At 69.2% G+C, this 19,756-nt stretch carries 17 protein-coding genes and 8 pseudogenes; 12 read left to right on the top strand and 13 right to left on the bottom strand.

Going from position 1 to position 19,756, the window contains the following annotated elements; genetic code table 11:
• Positions 1 to 35 precede the first annotated feature (35 nt).
• Positions 36 to 338: pseudogene (locus ACFC79_RS30425) on the top strand (hypothetical protein).
• Positions 339 to 391: 53 nt separating this feature from the next.
• Here ACFC79_RS30425 and ACFC79_RS30420 read toward each other — a convergent pair.
• Positions 392 to 631, bottom strand: coding sequence for a hypothetical protein (locus tag ACFC79_RS30420; protein ID WP_376246685.1), 240 nt, complete (start codon positions 629 to 631; stop codon positions 392 to 394).
• Positions 632 to 843: 212 nt separating this feature from the next.
• Between ACFC79_RS30420 and ACFC79_RS30415 the strand changes: the two genes are divergently transcribed.
• Together ACFC79_RS30415 and ACFC79_RS30410 are read left to right on the top strand one after the other, a co-directional pair.
• Positions 844 to 2,808 carry a pRL2-11 gene (locus ACFC79_RS30415; RefSeq protein ID WP_376246682.1) on the top strand — a complete coding sequence of 655 codons (1,965 nt, stop codon included), beginning with the start codon at positions 844 to 846 and terminating at the stop codon, positions 2,806 to 2,808.
• A gap of 429 nt (positions 2,809 to 3,237) precedes the next feature.
• The gene (locus ACFC79_RS30410) at positions 3,238 to 3,432 is read left to right on the top strand and encodes a hypothetical protein (RefSeq protein ID WP_376246679.1); all 195 of its coding nucleotides are present in this window, start codon (positions 3,238 to 3,240) and stop codon (positions 3,430 to 3,432) included.
• Positions 3,433 to 3,650: 218 nt separating this feature from the next.
• On the opposite strand, the gene ACFC79_RS30405 is transcribed toward ACFC79_RS30410, so the two are convergent.
• Entirely contained in the window at positions 3,651 to 3,899 is a 249-nt protein-coding gene (locus ACFC79_RS30405) for a hypothetical protein (RefSeq protein WP_376246677.1), read from the bottom strand.
• A 58-nt stretch (positions 3,900 to 3,957) separates the two neighbouring features.
• Positions 3,958 to 4,626 (bottom strand): recombinase family protein, encoded by a 669-nt coding sequence (locus ACFC79_RS30400; RefSeq protein WP_376246674.1) that lies wholly within the window; start codon positions 4,624 to 4,626, stop codon positions 3,958 to 3,960.
• A 169-nt stretch (positions 4,627 to 4,795) separates the two neighbouring features.
• Between ACFC79_RS30400 and ACFC79_RS30395 the strand changes: the two genes are divergently transcribed.
• Positions 4,796 to 6,091, top strand: a complete 1,296-nt coding sequence (locus ACFC79_RS30395) for a GNAT family N-acetyltransferase (RefSeq protein ID WP_376246671.1) — start codon at positions 4,796 to 4,798, stop codon at positions 6,089 to 6,091.
• A 345-nt stretch (positions 6,092 to 6,436) separates the two neighbouring features.
• Here ACFC79_RS30395 and ACFC79_RS30390 read toward each other — a convergent pair whose 3' ends face one another.
• Genes ACFC79_RS30390 through ACFC79_RS30380 form a run of 3 tightly spaced genes read right to left on the bottom strand, consistent with a single transcriptional unit; the run spans position 6,437 to position 7,444 of the window.
• Positions 6,437 to 6,763 (bottom strand): DUF1048 domain-containing protein, encoded by a 327-nt coding sequence (locus tag ACFC79_RS30390; RefSeq protein ID WP_376246668.1) that lies wholly within the window; start codon positions 6,761 to 6,763, stop codon positions 6,437 to 6,439.
• A gap of 1 nt (position 6,764) precedes the next feature.
• Complete coding sequence (locus ACFC79_RS30385; protein ID WP_376246665.1) at positions 6,765 to 7,121, bottom strand: DUF1048 domain-containing protein; 357 nt, start codon at positions 7,119 to 7,121, stop codon at positions 6,765 to 6,767.
• Positions 7,118 to 7,444 carry a PadR family transcriptional regulator gene (locus ACFC79_RS30380; RefSeq protein ID WP_053711998.1) on the bottom strand — a complete coding sequence of 109 codons (327 nt, stop codon included), beginning with the start codon at positions 7,442 to 7,444 and terminating at the stop codon, positions 7,118 to 7,120. The genes ACFC79_RS30385 and ACFC79_RS30380 overlap by 4 nt, the downstream gene beginning before the upstream one ends.
• 372 nt (positions 7,445 to 7,816) lie before the next feature.
• Here ACFC79_RS30380 and ACFC79_RS30375 point away from each other — a divergent pair, with 372 nt between their 5' ends.
• From ACFC79_RS30375 to ACFC79_RS30365, 3 genes and pseudogenes are all read left to right on the top strand, one after another.
• Positions 7,817 to 8,731, top strand: a complete 915-nt coding sequence (locus ACFC79_RS30375; protein ID WP_376246661.1) for a recombinase family protein — start codon at positions 7,817 to 7,819, stop codon at positions 8,729 to 8,731.
• Between the two features lie 167 nt (positions 8,732 to 8,898).
• Positions 8,899 to 9,030 (top strand): annotated as a pseudogene (locus ACFC79_RS30370) (IS6 family transposase); the annotation flags it as partial.
• 81 nt (positions 9,031 to 9,111) lie between these two features.
• Positions 9,112 to 9,354, top strand: a pseudogene (locus tag ACFC79_RS30365) (TetR/AcrR family transcriptional regulator C-terminal domain-containing protein); the annotation flags it as partial.
• Positions 9,355 to 9,436: 82 nt separating this feature from the next.
• Here ACFC79_RS30365 and ACFC79_RS30360 read toward each other — a convergent pair.
• Both ACFC79_RS30360 and ACFC79_RS30355 read right to left on the bottom strand, forming a co-directional pair.
• A complete protein-coding gene (locus ACFC79_RS30360; protein ID WP_376246658.1) occupies positions 9,437 to 10,336 on the bottom strand; it encodes an NAD(P)-dependent oxidoreductase in 900 nt (299 codons plus the stop codon).
• A gap of 92 nt (positions 10,337 to 10,428) precedes the next feature.
• Positions 10,429 to 10,665 (bottom strand): annotated as a pseudogene (locus tag ACFC79_RS30355) (IS6 family transposase); the annotation flags it as partial.
• 69 nt (positions 10,666 to 10,734) lie between these two features.
• Between ACFC79_RS30355 and ACFC79_RS30350 the strand changes: the two are divergent.
• Positions 10,735 to 11,455: pseudogene (locus ACFC79_RS30350) on the top strand (IS6 family transposase).
• Positions 11,456 to 11,540: 85 nt separating this feature from the next.
• Here ACFC79_RS30350 and ACFC79_RS30345 read toward each other — a convergent pair.
• The 5 genes and pseudogenes from ACFC79_RS30345 to ACFC79_RS30325 all read right to left on the bottom strand — a co-directional run.
• A complete protein-coding gene (locus tag ACFC79_RS30345; RefSeq protein WP_376246655.1) occupies positions 11,541 to 12,179 on the bottom strand; it encodes a hypothetical protein in 639 nt (212 codons plus the stop codon).
• On the bottom strand, positions 12,149 to 13,447 hold the full coding sequence (locus tag ACFC79_RS30340) for a hypothetical protein (protein WP_376246652.1): 1,299 nt from the start codon (positions 13,445 to 13,447) through the stop codon (positions 12,149 to 12,151). Before ACFC79_RS30340 ends, ACFC79_RS30345 begins: the two co-directional genes overlap by 31 nt.
• Positions 13,444 to 14,241, bottom strand: a complete 798-nt coding sequence (locus ACFC79_RS30335; protein WP_376246649.1) for an ATP-binding cassette domain-containing protein — start codon at positions 14,239 to 14,241, stop codon at positions 13,444 to 13,446. The genes ACFC79_RS30340 and ACFC79_RS30335 overlap by 4 nt, the downstream gene beginning before the upstream one ends.
• A 74-nt stretch (positions 14,242 to 14,315) precedes the next feature.
• Complete coding sequence (locus ACFC79_RS30330) at positions 14,316 to 14,690, bottom strand: hypothetical protein (protein ID WP_376246647.1); 375 nt, start codon at positions 14,688 to 14,690, stop codon at positions 14,316 to 14,318.
• A 302-nt stretch (positions 14,691 to 14,992) separates the two neighbouring features.
• Positions 14,993 to 15,124: pseudogene (locus ACFC79_RS30325) on the bottom strand (IS6 family transposase); the annotation flags it as partial.
• Positions 15,125 to 15,208: 84 nt separating this feature from the next.
• Between ACFC79_RS30325 and ACFC79_RS30320 the strand changes: the two are divergent.
• The 4 genes and pseudogenes from ACFC79_RS30320 (at position 15,209) to ACFC79_RS30305 (ending at position 19,592) form a co-directional block, all read left to right on the top strand.
• A pseudogene (locus ACFC79_RS30320) lies at positions 15,209 to 16,901 on the top strand (ISAzo13 family transposase).
• A 350-nt stretch (positions 16,902 to 17,251) separates the two neighbouring features.
• Positions 17,252 to 18,328, top strand: a complete 1,077-nt coding sequence (locus ACFC79_RS30315) for an IS110 family transposase (RefSeq protein WP_376246644.1) — start codon at positions 17,252 to 17,254, stop codon at positions 18,326 to 18,328.
• Between the two features lie 29 nt (positions 18,329 to 18,357).
• Positions 18,358 to 18,504, top strand: coding sequence for a hypothetical protein (locus ACFC79_RS30310; protein ID WP_376246641.1), 147 nt, complete (start codon positions 18,358 to 18,360; stop codon positions 18,502 to 18,504).
• Positions 18,505 to 18,792: 288 nt separating this feature from the next.
• Positions 18,793 to 19,592, top strand: a pseudogene (locus ACFC79_RS30305) (slipin family protein).
• The last annotated feature ends 164 nt before the right edge of the window (positions 19,593 to 19,756 follow it).

Here is a 19,756-nt window from a genome sequence, read left to right as displayed (position 1 = left end):
ACCGCGCTGTCGGTGGTGGCTGCAAGGCTGGTCGGATGCACGCCGATGACGAGCAGCTGCTGCGCGGCCGGGTGTACGGCCACGACCACGACGCCCCCAACCCCGGCCCGCTCCCGCACCAGACGTACGCCGCCCTCGTCGGCGGGCCGCTGGACTGACTCCTGCTCGACATCACGGGCCGGCGGCCGGAGGAAGTAGAAGACGGCGTCGCCCTGTCCACCGAGCTCTCGCGGTGGCCCGGCGGCCGCGCGCTGTACGACTCGCGCCCCGGCGACCCGCGCCCGCAGGGCGGCCCAGGTGGGGTCTGCCGCTTCCACTACTCCGGCGACACACCCTGACCCACCCCGGCGCCGGCCGCGAACAGGCCACGGCGAACCGCGCGACGTAGAGGTCAGCGGTCGGGCAGCTTGCGGCGAAGGAGGTCCATCGCCTTCTTCACGTCTCCGAGCTGGTCACCGAGCACCCGCATGCGATAGTCCGCGCGTTCCATCCGGGCAGCGACCGCCAGCGACGCGAACGTCTGCGCCATCACTGCCGCGCCCGCATCGCCCTGCTGCGCCTTCTTGGCGTAGCTCACGGCAAGGCTTTCGTACCGCTTTGCGCGTTCTACCGCTTCTTCGTGTTCCGGCATGCGATCACCTCCCAAGTTGATCCCTTCCCTCGTTGTACCGTCCGCGCTCCACAACCGTGGGGCCTGCGGATTTCTGGTCCCCGAGGCCGACCACAGGTCCGGGCCCCGGCCCGCAAAATCGCCGGACTTTATCCACAGGGCCGGGCTCCTGGAAAAGGGGGTGTCCGCTTCCGGGTGTGAGGTGCCTGGATGCACGCCGAAGGGGCACCGTCATGGCACAAACCAAATTCGACAAGCAGGTGGAAGAGGCCGCCGAATCCGTAGCGTTCGGCATCGGCCGGTTCCTGGCCGGCCGCCCCCTGGACGGGGAACGGAAGACGGACGCGACGTTCTGGCGCAAGGGCACCCGCGTCCTGCCCAAGGTCGAAGGCAAGGTGTCCCGCTCCTCCTACCGGGCCGGGTGGCAGCGCCTGACCGTCCGCGTGGGCGGCCTGGCCGCGACGGGCGGGACCGGCTACTGGGCGCTGTGGGAGAACCAGGACGCCACCTTCGCCACCGCCCGCGGTATCTGGGAGGACCCCGGCCCCGCCCTGGCGACGCTGGAGACCGGCGGCATCGCCGCCGCCTCGGCCGCGGCTGTCGGCGGCATCGCGTACGGGCTGCTGACCCGGGGGCGCCGGGAGTTCATGCGTGAGTGGGTGATCCCGCTGCACGAGGCGCTCGCCGTGCCGCTGGGCATGCCGAAGCTGACCGACCCACGCCGCTACCTGCACATCCCGCGCGACTTCTCCGACGACGACGCTCAGATACGCATCGACGTCCCCACCCACATGAGGTTCAACGAGGACCTGGTCGCCGACCTCATCGTGAAGAAGCTCGCCCTGGAGAACGTTTCCTTCACCTGGCGCCGCGCGGGCAAGGACACCCACGTCATCGTGAAGAAGCGCAAGGTCCCGCCCAAGATGCTGCGCCTGTCCGACCCGGGCGTCCGGGAGGTCCTGGCGAAGATGCCGGAGTCCGCGCCGCTGATCGGCCTGGGCTCGGGCAAGAAGAAGGTCTCCGTCGACCTGGACGACCAATCCCCGCACGTCCTGATCTCCGCGGGCACCGGCGGCGGCAGGTCGACCATCCTGCGCGCGATCTGCTGCCAGTTCATCCACAACGGCGCGCACGCGTTCGTCATCGACTTCAAGCGGATCTCCCACACCTGGGCCCGTGGCGTGCCCGGCGTCACCTACTGCCGCGACATCGCGGAGATCCACGAGGCCCTGATCCGTCTCGCACAGGAAGGCCGGCGCCGGCTCGGCCTCGCCGAGCAGCTGGCCGACGACGTCCTGGAGCGCGAGCCGTGGCGGGTCGGACCCCGTCTGGTGATCCTCCTCGAAGAGGTCAACGCCACCATGGCGCAGCTCAAGCGGTACTGGGCGAAGATCCGCGAGTCCGGTGACCCGAAGACGTCCCCGGCCGTCGACGCGCTCGTCGAGATCCTGTTCATGGGCCGCCAGGTCCGCCAGCACGTGCTCCTGGTCGCGCAGTCCGCCACCGCCCGCGCCATCGGCGGCCCGGAGATGCGCGAGAACTTCTCCACCCGGATCCTGGTCCGCTACACCCTCAACGCCTGGCGCATGCTCGTGCCCGAGGTCAGCCCCATCCCGATGCCGAGCGAGCATCCCGGCCGCGTCCAGGTCGTCACCCGCGGCCGCGCCCAGGAGACGCAGGTGCTGAACCTGTCGAACGCGGAGGCCCGCGAGTGGGCGATGTCGGGTGCCCACTCGACGGGCACGACGGGCCCGGCCCTGCAGAAGCAGGCCGTACCCCCGGGCCCGGCCGCCGACCTGCTCGCCGATCCCTGGAGCCTCAGCGCCCCCGAGATACCGGCCGCGCCCGCCGCCGATCCGGCCGCCGACAGGGCCTCCCTCGCCGACGCCTGGAGCCTCACCTCGCCGCCCCCGACCGCGGCCCCGGCTGCCGACCCCGCCGACACCACGGTGTCGCCGCCGGCGACCCCGGCCCCGGTACCCGACCAGGACGACGTGGTGGTCGGACTGCGCAAAGCCCAGCAGGACCACCTGCCGGAGATCACGCTCGCCGCCCTGCGCTGGGCGCGGGCCAACGACCCGGACTTCCCCAGCCCGGTCGACAAGCGCGGCGCCGAACTCCTCTACCGCGTCGGCGACCTCAAGAAGTGGGCCCGCAACAGGCCCCGCGCCGCGGTCGGCACCACCGACCTGGACTGATCAGTTCCGGCTCGCCGACGTCCGAACCGGCCCTGTCCGGTCCGGACGACACGATCCCCCGCCTGGAAGAACACCCGGTTCACCAGGCACAGCACAGAAATGGAACACCGCCCCCATGTGGAAGACCACCAAGAAGAGCACCCTCCCGCAGCAGCTGCGCCTCACTGACCCGGGCGTCCGCGAGCAGTTGGAAGCGCTGCCCGCCCCCAGGTCCTCATCGGCCGCAGCACCGACGGGCAGCCGGTCTGCATCGACCTGGACAACGAATCGCCGCACGTCCTGGTCTGCTCCGCCTCCGGCGGCGGCACCTTTATCGCCCTGCGCACCCTGACCGCGCAGCTCCTCTTCGCCGGGCGCGAGGCCCGCATCCACATCCTCGCCGGCGCCCAGAGCTACAGCGCCGCGCTGGGACGCGAGCGGTTCTCCACCGTGCTCCTGGGCCGGGTCACCACCCGCACCTGGAGCCAGGCGGCCCCGCAGGTCGCCACCGTCCCGAAGGGCAGCACCCACCCGGGCCGCTTCCACACCGTGCAGCGCTCCACCGCCCACCCCACGCAGGTCCTGCTCATGAGCGAGACCGAAGCCGCCGCGTGGGCCGCCGCCACGAAGACCAAAGCGGGCTGATGCCGAACCGGCCGGACCGGGCCCTGCCCGGTTCAGCCGACACAACCCCCCACCTGGAGAACGCCCGGGTCACCGGGCGTCACGGCCGGGGCCGATGGTGCGGCCTCAACAGCGGGGAGCGGACAAGGGAAGCCGCCGGCGACTGCTGGCGTACAGCGGTCGCCGGGGGCTTCGTGGGGTCGCCCGGAGCCGACGGGGGAGGCGGCGCCGGGCGACGATCAAGGGGAGGTTGTGGTGGTCGCCTCCGCAGCAGGAGCGGTGCCTTGGAGCCGGTCCAGCCGTTCGTACAGTGCTCGCAGCGTACGGGCCCGGTCCCTGGCGTGGGCCAGGTCGTGCGACGGCCGGGCGAGGCAGTCCTCGGCCTGGTCCACGACGAACTCGGCGAGCAGCCGGCGGCCGTCGTCCTCGGGCAGCCCGGCCACGAGCGCGCGGACGTCGTGGGCGGCCGCGCGGCGGGGTCGGTCCACGGGCGTGAGTAGTTGCGGTACAGAAAGTGCCGCTGAGATTGATCTTGGTGGTGCTGGACTACTTCCGGGGGGCTTCGAGCTGGCGGGGCACGGTGCTTGCGCGGAGTCCCCGGAGGTCGGGGATGTGGTTGTAGAGGGTGCCCGGGGAGACGCCGAGGAGCTTGGCGATCGAGGTGATCGAGCGGCCCGGGTCGGGGAGGAGGTCGCGGGCGGTGCGGATGACCTCGTCCGTGGCGACGCTGGGGCGTCCGCCGACTCGGCCGCGGGCGCGGGCGGCGGCCAGGCCCTCGTTGGTGCCGATGACGATGAGCTCGCGGATGAACTCCGCGAGGGCGGCGAAGACGTGGAAGACGAGCCGGCCGCCGGGGGTGGTGGTGTCGAGGTTCTCGTGGAGCGAGGTGAAGCCGATCCCGCGCTCGCGCAGTTCAGCGACCATGTTGATGAGGTCCTGGAGGCTGCGGCCGTAGCGGTCGAGCGAGGGAACGACCAGGGTGTCGCCGGAGTCAAGGAACGCGTGGCATGCCTTCAGCTCGGGGCGGAGCGCGTTCTTGCCGGACTTCTTGTCCGCGAAGATCTTCCGGCATCCGGCGGCGGTGAGTGCGTCGAGCTGCCGCTCTAGCTTCTGCCCGCCGGTGGAGACCCGGTTGTACCCGATCTTGATTTCGGTGCGGATGAGGGGCTCGGCGACGAGGAGGCCCGGCTCGTCGCCCGGTTCGAGGGCGGTCATGGCCCTGGATCATGTCAGAAAAGGGTGGTCCGGGGTTTTTGAAGGCCCTGCCGGGTTCTCGCGGCCTCGCGGGGTGATCTTCAAGAAACGAAGGTTTCTTGAAGATTGGTAGCTCGACGATCAAGTAATCGGTTGTCCGTAGACGATGGTTGTGGATCTACTGGCCGCCATGGTTACTCAGGTGCGCCCACCACAGCGAGATGAGATGAACGCGTACTACCGGGCCTTGCCCTTCGCGAACGGGTTGCCGCAGTGGGAGCCGGCTGATGCCGCGTGGCACGGTGGTCCGGAGCCGTGGCCCCCGCGGCGCGCTCCGGCGACCGCCGAGCAGCTAGAGGAGTGGGCAGAAGCTGACGTCAAGGACGAGTCTTTCCACCCGATCGCGACCTTCGCAGACGGTGCGTGCGTCGGCGCATCGGCCGCCATCTCCTTCGACGTGACGGTTCCTGGTGGGGGCGCGGTCAAGATAGCCGGTGTTACTTCTACCGGGGTGATCGCTACACACCGCCGACGCGGTTACCTGCGGCGGATGATGCAGGCCATGTTCGACGCCGCCTTGGACCGAGGCGAGCCGTTGGCGATGCTCAGCGCTAGCGAGGGCAGTATCTACGGCCGATTCGGGTTCTCGCCGGCAACCTTCCGCACGCGGTGGGAGCTGGACCGTCACGAAGCTGCCCTTCTTCCGGCCGCACCCGACCCGGGTTCGCTGGAACTGGTCGACGCCGCGCAGGCGAAGCAGTTCTGGCCTGTGGTGCACGCGGAGGTGCGTACACACCGTACCGGTGAGCTCACCCCCCTGCCCGGGCACTGGGACAGCCTGTCCGACGCTGCGGACGGCACGAACGGACCGCTGCGGTATCTCGCCCACCGCGACCAGCACGGCGAGGTGGACGGCATCGCCAACTTCCGGCTGCCGTGGTCCTCGACAGCCGTCGACGCGGGGACACTCGTTGTTGAGGCGCTGGAGGCGACGAACCCGACGGCGTATCGCGCACTGTGGAGGTTGTTGGTCGACTTCGACCTCACCAGGACCATCGTGGCGCCCGGCCGCCCGCGCGACGAACCACTGCGGTGGATGCTTGCGAACCCGCGAGCGATGCGCATCACCCGGCAGTCCGACAACTTGTGGGCACGCCTTCTCGACGTCCCCCGTGCCCTGACGCAACGCTCGTACGACACGGTCGGCGAGGTGGCGTTCACCATCGATGACGACCAAATGTGCCCGGCGAACAATCGGACATGGCTTCTCCGCACAGGCGGTACGTCAGTGACATGCTTTGCCACCGACCAGCAGGCGGATTTGACCATCACAATCTCGGCGCTCAGTTCGCTCTACTTCGGCGGCATGTCGGCCCATGACCTGATGTATGCGGGTCGCATCACTCCGCACGCCGACGGCGGGATCGCGCAGCTATCCCGGCTGTTCCGCGTCGATCCCGAACCGCACAACTCCTTCGGCTTCTGAGGCAGCTGTCGACTGCCAGGCATTACCAGGCCCCTCGGCCACTGTGCAGCCGTTCGGGAGGCGGTCAGTCGCTCTCGTCGTTCTCGGCGGCGTCCGGGTCCCGGAAGGGGCGCAGGCCCTGGCCTGGAGCGCTGGCCTTGATGTTGAACAGGTAGCGGCCCAGGGGACCTGCTCGGCCACTACAGCTTCACTGCCAGCGTTCCTGCCGCCGGTGCCTTGCGTCCGCTGTGCGACCCGGAGGCGCCCGAGCTGGATGAGGACGAAGAGGGCGAGGAGTGAGCGCGAGGGTGCTGCTCGACGGTTATGCAGTGCCTTCGTTTTCGGCCCGCACCCGTGCGGCGGGCGTCAATTCTCGTCAGTGCCGGGTTCCGCGTTGATGGATGCCTGGTAGATATCCGCGTAGGTGGGGGAGTCCTTGACCAGGTCGTCGCAGAACGCGGCGACGTCGGTGCCGATGAGTTCCACAGCCCCCTTGCCTGCGGCGACGCCCTCCTCGAAGAAGTCGAGGATCCCGGGTAGCAGGGGACCGTCAGGCAGGCTGATCGGTCCGACCTTGAACAGGTACTTCTGCATCTCCTTGTAGACGATCTGGTAGTCCGGCGGGAGTGCCTTGACCCGAGCCACGTGCGCCCGCCACTGTTTCTTGCCTTCGATGATGTCCTGGATGCTCACGTCAGCCTCCCAGCCGGCTCAATTTCCTCGCGACGTTCCTGTTCAACTGCTCGCGCCACCGGTCGCGATAAGTCCGGGCGTCTGCTCCGCCGGCCAGCGCGGTGCAGAAGCCTTGAATGTCCTCGCCGAGCACCTCGTGGACGCTCTGGCCGTCCGCCGCTGCTACTTCGAGCAGCCCCAGGGCGGAGTCGAGAATCGGCATCAGGTTGCGACCGGTGAAGTCCCCGTAGGGGAAAAGGTGGGCGATGATCTGCCCCCACGCTGCTCGGTAGTCGTCCGGCAGGACATCGGCCCGGGCCTCGAACGCCTTCCATTCCCTGGTGAGATCGCTGCCTGTGACCTTCTCCCAGAAGTTCATCTCCCGCCCTCCTTGAGCCTGTCGATGCGTGATGAGAGGTACTGCCATTTGGCCCAGAACTTCGCGAGTTCCTCGCGTCCGGCGTCGTTGAGCGCGTAGAACTTGCGCGGCGGACCGACCCCGGATGGCCGTTTCGTCACCTGGACGAGCCCGTTCCTCTCCAGCCGCAGCAAGATGGTGTACACCGTCCCCTCGATGACGTCGGTGAAGCCGAGCTCGTTCAGCTGACGGGTGATGGCGTACCCGTAGGTTTCCTCGCTGCCGATGATTTCGAGCACGCACCCTTCGAGCGTGCCCTTCAACATCTCCGTCAGGTCGTCCATCGCGGGTGCTCCTCAGCCTGTCAGTACTACGTGCTACCGAGTACCGCTATACGGTATCACCGATTAGCGGAGGGCGGCAGTATCGATCGAGGAGCGGGGCGTTGCGGAGCCGGTCCGATGAGTGGCCGCCGCTGTGGAGCCCGGGGCCTCGCCGACCGGTCCTGGGTTTGCGTCTACCGGATCCCCAGGTTTTTGTCGGCCAGCTTGTGCCTGTCGGCAAACGATCGAATGACGACAGGCGCGACTGGCATCCAATGAACCCCGATTTTCAGGGGCCTGACGGCGGCTCGGATCCAATCAGATCCGATGGCGGCTGATGACAGGGTTTGCTGACAGCTAGGGTCGAATGCGACCACCACAACGGGGAGCGGCATGGCCAACCTGGTCTACAAGCGGGTGTCGACCGACCAGCAGTCGACCGACCGTCAGAACCTCGTCCTCAATGAGGCCGGGATCGAGGACCCGGTCGTCTTCGAGGAGGACCCCGGCACCTCCAGCCGTCTCCACCCTCTCCAGCGGCCGAAGTTCGGCGAGCTGCTCACGTACGCGCGGCCGGGCGACACCGTGCACATCTCCGAGATGTTCCGCCTCGTGCGCGGAACCGGGCACATCCTCGACGTACTCGACGTCTTCCACCGCGACCGTCTCGCCCTGCGCATCCACGACGGCGCGTTCTCCGCCATGGACCTCACCGCCCGCCACCTGCGCACCGGAGAGCTGCTGTCCACCGTGAAGTTCATGGTGCAGACCCTCGCCGCCGCCGGCGAACTCCAGCGCGACCTCCAGCGCGAGCAGACCTACGACGGGCTGCGGGCCGCCGAGGCCAAGGGCAACAAGGGCGGCCGTCGACCGGTCGTCACGGCCGCGAAGGCCGCCGTGCGCGCCGGGTACCTGGGCGGCCAGTCCATCGCGGGTCTGGCCCGCGACCACCACGTCAGCCGCGGCGCCATCCGTACAGCCGTCGCCGACCTCATGCCCGAGCACACCGACGCATCCCAGGACACCCCAGCACCGGAGATCGCGGTCGCCCTCGACATGCCGGGCAAGGTCGCCGACTTCCTGCGCGCGGCCGAACTGGAGCCCGCCGAGCGGGACGCGCTCGACCAGGGCCTGACCGTACGGCGCGGCCAGGGCTACACACTCCGCATCCCCGCGGCGCCCTCGGTCCACCGCCAACTCCTCGACCGCTGCCAGCCGCGCGACGCCCCCTCGGCAATCCCGGCCCAGCGCAAGGCCCGCCGCGAGTACGCGAACCGCGTCAACGCCCTCGGGAACGAGACCCCGTAGCAAGCCATGCGGGCTTCACAACCAAGGGGCTTCCGACCTGGGAGATGTCGAAGGCCTCCGCCGTTTTGCTGGTCACCGGCGCCTTCGGATCGAAGGGCTTCGGCCGATCACGGCCTGTCAAAACTTCTGACAGCAACACCGGTTTCCTGGTCCGTTCCTACTCGGACGCCGGCATCTCACCCCACTTCCGCCCTCACCGCCACCTGATCACCGCCTCCGACCACCGAGCCGAAATGACCGTCCGCTTCGCCATCTGGGACCAGATCACCCAAGCTGTCGGCCAGCCCACCACGGCCTGACCACAGGCCCGGACCGCGGGCCCCGCCAGGCCACGACGCACCGTCAGGCACCTGCAACCCAACAACGTGACAGCACCCTGCAACCCGATGGCGGACACCCCCGACGAGGCGATCGCCGAGCGGTTCGCGGCCTTCGCCGAGGCCGGACTGCTCGACGTCCCCGACGCCCGGCTGGCGGCCGACCAGTTCCTCGCGCTGACCTTCGGCGTCGCACTGGACCGCCTGGGCTCCGCGAATGCCGCGCAGGACACCCGCGTACGGCCGCTGATCGTCGAGGGGGTACGGACCTTCCTGCGCGCGTACCGGGCCGAGGCGCGTCGGTGAGGTCCCGCACGCACGACAGCTGGGCCCCGCCGTCACTGCGGCGGGGCCCAGGCTTGAACCGTTGCGGACGGAGCGGAGTCCGTCAGGGCTTCTTGAGGACCTCGGCTATGGCGAAGTAGCTCTCGTCACCGCGTCCTTCGGCGACGGTGCGGTTGAGGAGCCCCTTGAGGAACGCGGGGACGGCGTCGCTGAGGCCCTGCCTGACACTGGTCTGGAGCAGGTGGTCGGCGGCCGTGAGGTTCATGCGGACCGTGCCGTTGTCGCCCGGGTAGGTACCGGAGTCGAGTTCCGCTGGCGCCGTCCGGGTGATCGGCGTCACGACGGAGGGCAGGAACCAGTCCAGGGCGACGGGGGTGAACTCCTCGGCAGTCGCACCGGCTGTGGCGACCAGGGCGGCGGCGTGCAGGTAGCCGTTGACGGTCGACCACATGAAGCCGAGAAGGGCGGTGTTGTACAGCACGGCGAGACCGGGGTCGGCGCCGAGGTACTTCGCGTCGCCGCCCATGGTGCGCAGGGTGTCCACGTGAGCGTCGAACGGTGCGCGCGATCCGCTGTAGAAGAACACCGCCTCCGGGGCGCCGACGGCCGCCGGGGGAACCATGACGGCCCCGTCCAGGTATTCCGCGCCGTGCTCGGCGGCCCAGCTCACGGCCGCATGGGCTTCGTCGGGGGTGCCGGAGGTGACGTTGACGAGGGTCTTGCCGGACAGTTCGGCCTTCGCGGGCTCCAGGATCTGCCGCATCGCCTCGTAGTCGGAGACGCAGACCACCACGAGGGAGCCGGCCTTCAGGGCATCGGCGGCGGTCTCCGCGCGGAGTGCCCCCTTGGCGACGAGGTCGTCGGCCTTGTGCGCGGAGCGGTTCCAGACGGTCGTCGGGTGGCCCTTGTCCACGAACGCGTGGGCCAGCGCCGCACCCATGGGCCCCAGGCCGAGGACGGTCACGGGCGCCAGGGGTCCGCCTGCTGCTGCGGGGTTGCTCATCTCATTGCTCCATAGGGTGCTGTCACGTTGTTGGGTTGCAGGTGCCTGACGGTGCGTCGTGGCCTGGCGGGGCCCGCGGTCCGGGCCTGTGGTCAGGCCGTGGTGGGCAGGAGGGTGACGTCGGTGATCTGGTCCCAGATGGCGAAGCGGACGGTCATTTCGGCTCGGTGGTCGGAGGCGGTGATCAGGTGGCGGTGGGGGCGGGAGTGGGGCGGGATGCCGCTGAACGCGGCCAGGAACTGCTGGGCTCCGCCGACGCTGCGGAAGCCTTTCATGGCGCGTTCGCGCTGCCGGGTGGGCTGATGACTGTTCTCGGCCCGGTTGTTCAGGCGGCACTGTCACGTTGACTGACCGCGCGGGATGATCTTGTGGTTGATCGTGCCGCGAGGGGTTCACTCGTGTCGTCCGCGTCGCCGTCGTACAAGGGGCACCGGTACCCGGTGGAGATCATCGCGCACTGCGTGTGGCTGTACTTCCGTTTCCCACTGTCGTTCCGTGAGGTGGAGGAGCTGATGCTGCAGCGCGGCGTGATCGTCTCCTACGAGACGGTCCGCCGCTGGTGCGCCAAGTTCGGGCAGGCCCTACGCCGACGGTCTGCGCCGCCGCCGGCCCCGGCCCGGCGACAAATGGCACCTGGACGAGGCGTTCGTCAAGACCAACGGAGAGCGGAAGTACCTGTGGCGGGCCGTCGACCAGGATGGCAACGTCTTGGACATCCTCGTTCAGAGCCGCCGGGACAAGGCCGCGGCCAGGCGTTTCTTGCGTCGCCTGATGAAGAAGACCAGTGCGGTGCCGAGGGTGATGGTCACCGAGAAGCTCCGTTCCTACGGCGCGGCCCACCGTGAGGTCATGCCCTCCATCGAGCACCGCTCGCACAAGGGGCTGAACAACCGGGCGGAGAACAGCCACCAGCCCACCCGCCGGCGCGAACGAGCGATGAAGGGCTTCCGCAGCGTCGGTGGAGTCCAAAGGTTCCTGTCCGCGTTCAGCGGCATCTCACCCCATTTCCGGCCCCGCCGACACCTGATGACCACCGCCGAACACCGCTTGGAGATGAACATCCTCTTCACCATCTGGGACCAGATCACCGAGAACATCAGCCGGCCAACCGCGGGCTGACTCGGGATCCCGCCGCAGGGAAACCGCACCCGAAAGCGCCGTCAGACACCCACGCACCCAACAACGTGACAACGCCCCTACGGTGCTACGCCTCCGCGCGGTCGTCTGCCCGGGGCGGGGCGGTCGGCAGGAGGAAGGCGGTCAGCCAGAGGAGAGCGGCGATTGCCAGGGACCCGGGAGCGGACGGGGCGTGGATCGACCAAGCCCACCACTCCGGGGTGTTGTCCGGCGCCACACCAAGCAGCAGGGTAGGACCGAAGGTGCCCAGCGGCAGCAGCCAGGCCAGGCCACTGCCGAAGAACCGTGCGCTGATCCCGGCCAGGCCCAGATAGCCGACCGCGTTGCGGACCGAGGCAGCGGCTACGTCGGCGGGCAGCCCGAAGAGAATCGGCAGCGCGGAAAGGGCGGCTGCCATCAGGGTGAGCGCGAGCAGGTGCAGGCGCCGGAAGAGAGCCATGGGCTGGGCGGCGGTGTGCTCCAGGTCGGCCATGGGAGAGTGGAGCGTAGTGCCCAGGACGACGGCGTGGGCCACCGGCGCGACCGCCGCCACCGGAATGCCGTAGTCGACCAGGTAGCGGAAGTCTGGGATCTCGACCCGCGTCCCGGCGAACACCGCGGTGGCCAGAGCCATCACCAGCGCACCAGCCGCCGCACGGGGCAGGTTGCGGCTGCGGGCGAAGGCGAGGACGGGGGTCACCGGGGCGGTACGGGGACGGGCCGGCACGCGCCGATGGCACCGGCGGCGGCGGACAGCCAGCGGTCCTGGTCGGCGGTCGGCGCGGCGAGGACCCGCTCCAGGGCTTTGGCGAAACGGTCCCCGTAGTACGGCGTGGGCATCTTCGCACGGGAGTTGACCACGGCCTCCACCAGGAAGGCATCTGGATAGCCGCCGGTATCCGGCAGGACGTGCGGCGCACACCCCTCCGGCCGCGGCGGGAGGGCGGCGCTCAGCATGGCCTCGGTCATCGTGCCCGAGTCCAGGACCGGCCGGTACACCGGGAGTTCCGCGCTGCCCGGGCCGACCAACCGTAGCCCGACCTGGCGGAAGTCGCGGCGGAACCCCGGCAGCGGGCCGACCGTGCGGTCGACGGCCCGGGCCGCCTCGCGCGCTTGTGGCAGCAGATGCCGGTCGTTCGGCCACAGGCAGGCGCGGACGTGGCCCTCTGTCACACACACCGGCTCGGCGGGCTGCTCGGCGCGTACCGCCCAGAACGGCTCGGACACCGGGGCACGGAAGGCCAACAGCGCTCCGCCGGCCGCCACCGCCAACACAGCCGGTACAGCGACGATCGGCCCCGGCGAGAGCGGCGCGCGCCGCACCAGCGCGGGCAGCGCCAACAGGACAAGCGCTGCCGCGCCGCACCACAGGGCCGCGATCAGCAGACGGCCCGTGTGCGGCTGGAACATGGCGTCCCAGTGCTCGTCGACTGCCGGGAACAGCCGTGCCAGCGGGACGCCCGGGAGGAAAGCGAAGAGAACGAACACCAGGTACCACAACGCACCCACGGCCGGCGCGGTGATCCGGGACGGCAGCAGGGTGCCCGCGCAGACGCCCGCCGCGATCTGAAGCCCAGTCATCGCGGCGCCCAGCATCAGCGGACTCCACACCGGCTCGGTGGCCTCGCTGACGGCCGCCGTACGCTGGAAGGCGACAGCGGTCATCACCGCGTATACCAGCAGCGACCACAGCCAGGCGGCTGCCCACAGCAGCACCGCCTGTGGCCAGCCGCCGCGGGGCGTGGTGTCGGTCCAGGCGTCTGCCCGCGTCCGCCGGGCGCGGCCCGCCGTCCACGCTGCGGCGGCGCTCATCAGCGAGCCCATCACGATTACGCCGAAGACCTGGACCTTGATGCTCGCCTGGTTCCACCAGCCGATCCAGTCGCTGGTCGCGGCGTCTGCGGAAAGCAGGTACCAGAGGCCGGCCACGCCCGACAGCAGCGCGGCCTTGCCCGCCTCGCCGCGCCGCATCTCGGTGAACAGCACCCGCCTCATACCGGCGCCCCGTTCCGCTTCACTACGGCCAGGTAGCCGGCCTCCACCGCCGAGCCGTCCAGCGTCGCACCGTCGTGGCCGTCGGCCTGGGCGCACAGCTCGGCAGCCGTCCCGGTGAACCGCATCCGGCCTTGCAGCAGGACATGAATACGGTCGCAAACCTGTGCCACGTCCTCCGCCAGGTGCGTGCTCATCACCACCGCGGAACGCTCCCCGAGCGCCCGGATCAGGGTGCGGAAGCCGATCCGTTGCACCGGGTCGAGGCCCACCGTCGGCTCGTCCAGCAGGACCAGGGCCGGGCGGTTGACCACTGCCTGCGCGATCCCGGCCCGGCGCAGCATGCCGCCGGACAGGGCACCCATCCGCCGGTCCGCGTACCGCTCCAGCTCCACTAGGTTCAGCGCCTCGCGCACCCGCTCGGTCCGCTCCACATGCGGCACCCGGCGCAGCCAGGCTGCGTACTCGGTGAACTCCCGGACGGTGTAGCGCGGGTAGTAGCCAAAGGACTGCGGCAGTACGCCGATGCGCTCCCGCACCCCGCGCACTCCGGCGCGTCCGCGCACGGACGCGCTGAGCAGGCTTACCGTCCCCTGGTCCGGCTGCCGGGCGGTGCTCAGCAGCGAGAGCAGGGTGGTCTTGCCCGCGCCGTTCGGCCCGAGCAGGGCGGTGGTGCCGGGGTGGAACTCCGCGTGGACGCCGTCGAGGGCGACCACGGTCTTGTATCGGACCGTGGCACCCTCGACGGTCGCGGTCGGCGCGCTGCCGGCTGCGGTGGTGTGACTTTCTACGGACACGGTTTCCTGCCAGTTCGTCCGGTCTGTCGTTCGGTTTCCGGTCTGCCTTCCGGCCTGTCCGGTCCGGCGTCCGGTCAGTTCTCCGCGGCCACGTAGCCGTTGGCACGGCTGCCGGGTATGCCGGACCACGTGGCCTTGGTGTAGTACTTGCCACCCGTGTTGGTGCCCTTGTACGAGCCGCAGCCGTACGCCTGAGAATAGGCCCGCGAGGTCGAGGCGATCTGCGGGTCGGGCAGGAATGACTTGTCCTCGTAGATGTAGGCGCTGAACGAGTTGGGCTGCGAGGCCGGGACGTCCCCGCACGGCTTGGCATGGCCGGAGCTCGGGCCGTTCCAGCGGTCGCTGTCCTCCGCGGAGCCGGACGTCGCGATGGAAAAGGGCAGGCGGCTGCCGGAGATCTCGACGGCGACGGCGACGGCGGCGGTGGCAGGCAGTGCCAGTGCCGCCACGAGACCGACGGTCACTATTACACGTACATGACTCCTTGTTCGGTCTTCGGTTGATCGGGCCCAATGAACATAAGCGGCGATCACAGGGGCCAGAGTGAGGGGAGCCACACATGTGACGGAATGGCTGGAAGCGCCCTGTGGAACGGCCCATACCGCTCCTGTGGGGCGCGTTTCGGCAGCACCGGATGCGGCGTCGATGTCGGATGGAAGTCGGATCCGACATCGACCGCGAGGGCGTTGTTGGGTGCGTGGGTGTCTGACGGCGCGTTCGGGCGCGGTTTCCCCTGCGGCGGGATCCCGGTTCAGCCCGCGGCTGGCCGGCTGATGTTCTCGGTGATCTGGTCCCAGATGGTGAAGAGGATGTTCATCTCCAAGCGGTGTTCGGCGGTGGTCATCAGGTGTCGGCGGGGCCGGAAATGGGGTGAGATGCCGCTGGGGCCTTGGCCCAAGGCCGGGTAGTTTTAGAGTCTGCCGGGAAATAAGCCGTCGCTTTCGGCTCTGAGGCTCGTTGCCCTGGTATGGGGAGTTCGGAGGGGATTGAGGCGGCCCTGGCCGCGAAGTTCGCGACGCTGTTCCCGCATCTCGACGAGCGGCAGCGGCGGCTGGCCATAGGAGCAGAGGCACGGTCGCTGGGCCATGGAGGCATCAGGCTCGTTGCTCGTGCGGCGGGAGCCCGCGAGAGGACGGTGTCGCGCGGGGTGTCGGAGCTGGATTCGGGCGAGGCGCCGTTGGGGCGGGTGCGCCGGCCCGGTGGGGGCCGCAAGCGTTCGGTGGACCTGGATCCGGGCCTTCGGCCCGCGTTGCTGGCCTTGGTGGAACCAGATGTACGCGGGGACCCGATGTCGCCGCTGCGCTGGACGACGAAGTCGACCCGGCACCTGGCTGCCGAGCTGACCCGGCAGGGGCACCGGGTCTCGGCGGACACCGTGGCCGTCGTGCTGCGCGAGGAGGGCTTCAGTCTCCAGGGCAACGCCAAGACCGTCGAAGGCGCCCAACACCCTGACCGTGATGCACAGTTCCGCTATATCAACGGCCAAGCCAAGGACTTCCAGGCCACCGGCGACCCGGTGATCAGCGTGGATACCAAGAAGAAGGAGTTGGTCGGTAACTACAAGAACGCCGGCCACGAGTGGCATCGCAAAGGTGATCCGGCCCAGGTTCACACTCACGACTTTCCCGATGCCGAACTGGGCAAGGCGATCCCCTATGGGATCTACGACCTGACCGCGGACACGGGCTGGGTCAACGTCGGCACCGACCACGACACCGCAGCCTTCGCCGTCGCCTCCGTCCGCCGCTGGTGGCACGCGGTCGGGCGCGACACCTACCCGCGCTCACACCGTCTGCTGATCACGGCGGACGCGGGCGGTTCCAACGGCTACCGCACCCGGGCCTGGAAGTTCGAGCTGGCCGCGCTGGCTGTCGCGACCGGCCTGGAGATCACCGTGTGTCACTTTCCTCCGGGCACATCCAAGTGGAACCGAATCGAGCACCGACTGTTCTCCCACATCACGATGAACTGGCGGGGCAGGCCGCTGACCAGCCATGAAGTCATCGTGAACAGCATCGAAGCGACCACCACCCGCACGGGACTGACAGTCCGCGCCGAACTCGACACCGCCGTCTACGAGACCGGCGTCCGCATCAGTGACGGGCAACTGAGTGCCCTGCCACTGAGCCGCCACCACTGGCACGGCGACTGGAACTACACGCTCCGCCCCCAGGAACACCGCCGGGACGGCGTCCTCCCGATGCCGCCCCAGAACGAAGCCGGCCCCGGACGACACTGGCTGACCCATCCCGCCCTCACCGGCATCCCGCACGAACAGTGGGACTCGCTGGTCACCCAGTTGGCAGCGGCCCGCGTGGCGCAGCGGGAAGCAGACCTCCACCAGCGACGCGGCGGCGACCGGCAGAAAACCCCTGCCGCCGGCCTCTACACCGGCCGACGCCCCGGCCTCACCCTCGTCGACCGTCCTGGCCACCATCCTTTACCAGAGGTTCAAGCTCCCCCAGGTCGCTCTCGCCCCGCTCTTCACCGTGACTCCCGTGACCCTCAACCGGGCCATCAGCCAAACCCGCCGACTCCTCCACGACATGGGGCACGTCATCGAACCCGCCGTGACGCAACTGGCCACCCTCGACGATCTCACCGACCTCGCCACACACCTCGGCATCCCCAAACCGGAGATCAAGACGGCGAGTTATTGATCGGCAAGCCCTTAACTTCGTGGCCTTGCCCAGTGACTACAGCTGCTTGACAACAGCTGTGAGTCTTTACCTGGCTGGTCCGGGACCGGCTGGCAGGGTTGACGTCGGTCGCCTCGTCGCTGTCGTGACTCGTGACAACAATGGCCCCGTAGGTGCCTTGCTAATGAACTGTCCGACAGCGGCGGGCGGCTGGCGCCGACCCGGCCCACCTCGGTGGCCTGATAAGAAGCCTGCCCGACCCCGAAGGGGCCGTGGCCCATCACAGTTCTGCCTCGAAGTGACCTCTCCCGGGCACGGCGCCGGTCCGCAGCGACCGCGATTACCGTCTCACGGAGAGGAATCCCGATCGCGTGAACACCATTGTCGCCCACACACGTTCGTTCGTCATCGGCGTCGACACCCACGCCAGGACCCACACCTACGCCGTTCTCGCCGCGAACGGCGAGCACCTGGACACGGAGACATTCCCCAACACCCACGCCGGCAGGGCTCGCGCGATCAACTGGGTCGGACGCCGCACCGGCGGGGACCTTGGCGCCCTGTGGGTTATCGAAGGCATCGGCAGCTACGGGGCCCAGATCGCCCGCCAGAGCGCACTTGCCGGCTACCGGGTGGCCGAGGCCGCCCGCATGGGCCGCGGCGGGCGCCGCGGAATCGGCAAGTCCGACCCAATCGATGCCCGGCGCATAGCCGCAGCCGTGTTTCCGCTCTCCGAAGAACAGCTGCGAAACCCGCGGATGGACGAGGGGATTCGCGCGGCAGCCCAGATCCTCCTCACCGCGCGGGACGAACTCACCGGCGAGCGAACCAGGGCTGTGAACGCCCTGACCGCCCTCGTGCGCACCGCTGACCTCGGCATCGATGCCCGGCGTTCCCTCGGTGCCAAGAAGGTTGGCGAGATCGCTCGTTGGCGCCCCCGCGAGGAAGACCTCGCCACCGCGACGGCCCGCACCGAGGCAGTCCGCCTTGCCAAGAGGATCCTCGTCCTCGATGCCGAGATCACGGACAACACGAACCGGATAGGCGAGCTGGTCGACGCCAGCCCTGCCGCCGAGCTGGTTGAGGAAACCGGTATCGGTCCCGTCACCGCCGCCACCGTCCTGGTCGCTTGGTCTCACCCAGGGCGGATCCGCAACGAGGCCGCTTTCGCCGCCCTCGCCGGAGTGAGCCCGCTTCCCGCCTCCTCGGGCAACACCACCCGCCACCGGCTCAACCGCGGCGACGACAGGCGTCTCAACCGCGCCCTGAACGTCATCGCCATGGTCCGCATGGTGCATCACCCCCAAACCCGCGCCTACGCCGACCGACGGCGCACCGAGGGCAAGACAGACCGCGAGATCCGCCGCTGCCTCAAGCGATACCTCGCCCGACGCCTCTATCGCCACCTCAACAGCGCCGCTACGGCGATGGGGGTTGACGGGATATAGAAGCTTCATTAGGAAGCCCCGTTGAACAGGTGGCCAGACTGCTCACCGCTCCGCTGCACCGCCCGAGACTGCACGTGCACGTCGGTACACCGCTGTTCCTCGACAGCGAACAGCCCCAGGCCCTTGCCCTGGCTCGCAGTGTGCTGGCCGGGGCCTGGGGCACCGCTGCCCGATGACTCGGTGAGCCGGTGATCCCCGTCGCGCCCTGAATCCGGGGCAGCCCGCCTCAGCCGTTGCACGTGTACGGCCGACGCCCATAGGCGGGCGGCCGGCGACATTCCTGGCGGCGCCCCTGACAAAAGCGCGACAGCACGCAGGATACGTGCTGAAGGCGGCCTGCCACCGAGAGGATCCCCATACGGAAATCAGATCGCGCCGGGGCCGGTCGGCCCCTGGCGAGGGACGGTCGGCCCGAGCCCGGGGCAGGTAGGCCGAACCACGATGAAAGCAAGAGCCTCAAGGAGATGAGTCCCGTGGCCAGACTCGGAGTCGCGATTGTCCGGCAGTACCAGCGCGGTGTCGTCTTCCGGTTCGGAAAACTATGCAATGTACGCAAACCTGGCATAGGGTTCATGATTCCTCTGGCGGACCGGATGTGGAAGGTGACGCTGCGGACGGTCACCATGCCGATCCCCTCCCAGCAGGTGATCACCCGGGACAACGTCTCCATCGGCGTTGCAGCCGTCGCATACTTCCGGCGCGTCGACCCGGTGAGGTCCATCGTCGAGATCGAGGATGTGTCGTCAGCGATCAGGCAGGTCGCCCAGACCACCGTGCGCAATGTCGTCGGCCGTTCGCTGCTCGACCAGGTGTTCACCGACACCGAGACGCTCAATACCCGGATCAAGGACATCCTCGACGTCCTCACCCAGCAATGGGCATATACGTGTTGCTGGTGGAACTGAAGGACATCGAGCTCCCGGCCACCATGCAACGGGCCATGGCCCGCCAGGCCGAGGCCGAGCGCGAGAAGCGCGCCGAGATCATCGCCGCCGAAGGGGAAGCCCTGAGCGCCGACCGCCTCGCCGAGGCCGCCGACGTCATCAGTGACCACCCCATCGCCCTGCAACTACGCAACCTGCAAATCCTCGCCGAGACTGCCGCGGAGAAGAACTCCACGATCGTCTTCCCCGCCCAGTTCCTCGAAAGCGCCAGGGCACTGACCCGGTTCGTCGAAGAGGAAGCCGGAAGGGCCGCCGTGCCCCTGCCGGAACTGGCCACGCGCAGGGAACCAGCGGCAAGCGGCAGTTCCGCCAAGGTCTGAGCCGGGCGGGGCAGGTACGGGTCTGCCGGGGCCACGGACCCGGACACCCGGCGTTGGGGGGGGGGGGGGGCGGGTCGCGGCCCAGCCGGCGGGGCGGAACGACGCCGGCACCACCGGACGGGAGGCCCGGGGGGTGGTCGGGGTCCACGGAGCGCTAAACAAGC

Origin of the sequence: Streptomyces sp. NPDC056061 (assembly GCF_042266885.1) — a bacterium.
GTDB lineage: Bacteria > Actinomycetota > Actinomycetes > Streptomycetales > Streptomycetaceae > Streptomyces.
Note: the sequence above shows the minus strand (reverse complement) of the source record. Positions and strands in the feature narration are given on the sequence as shown.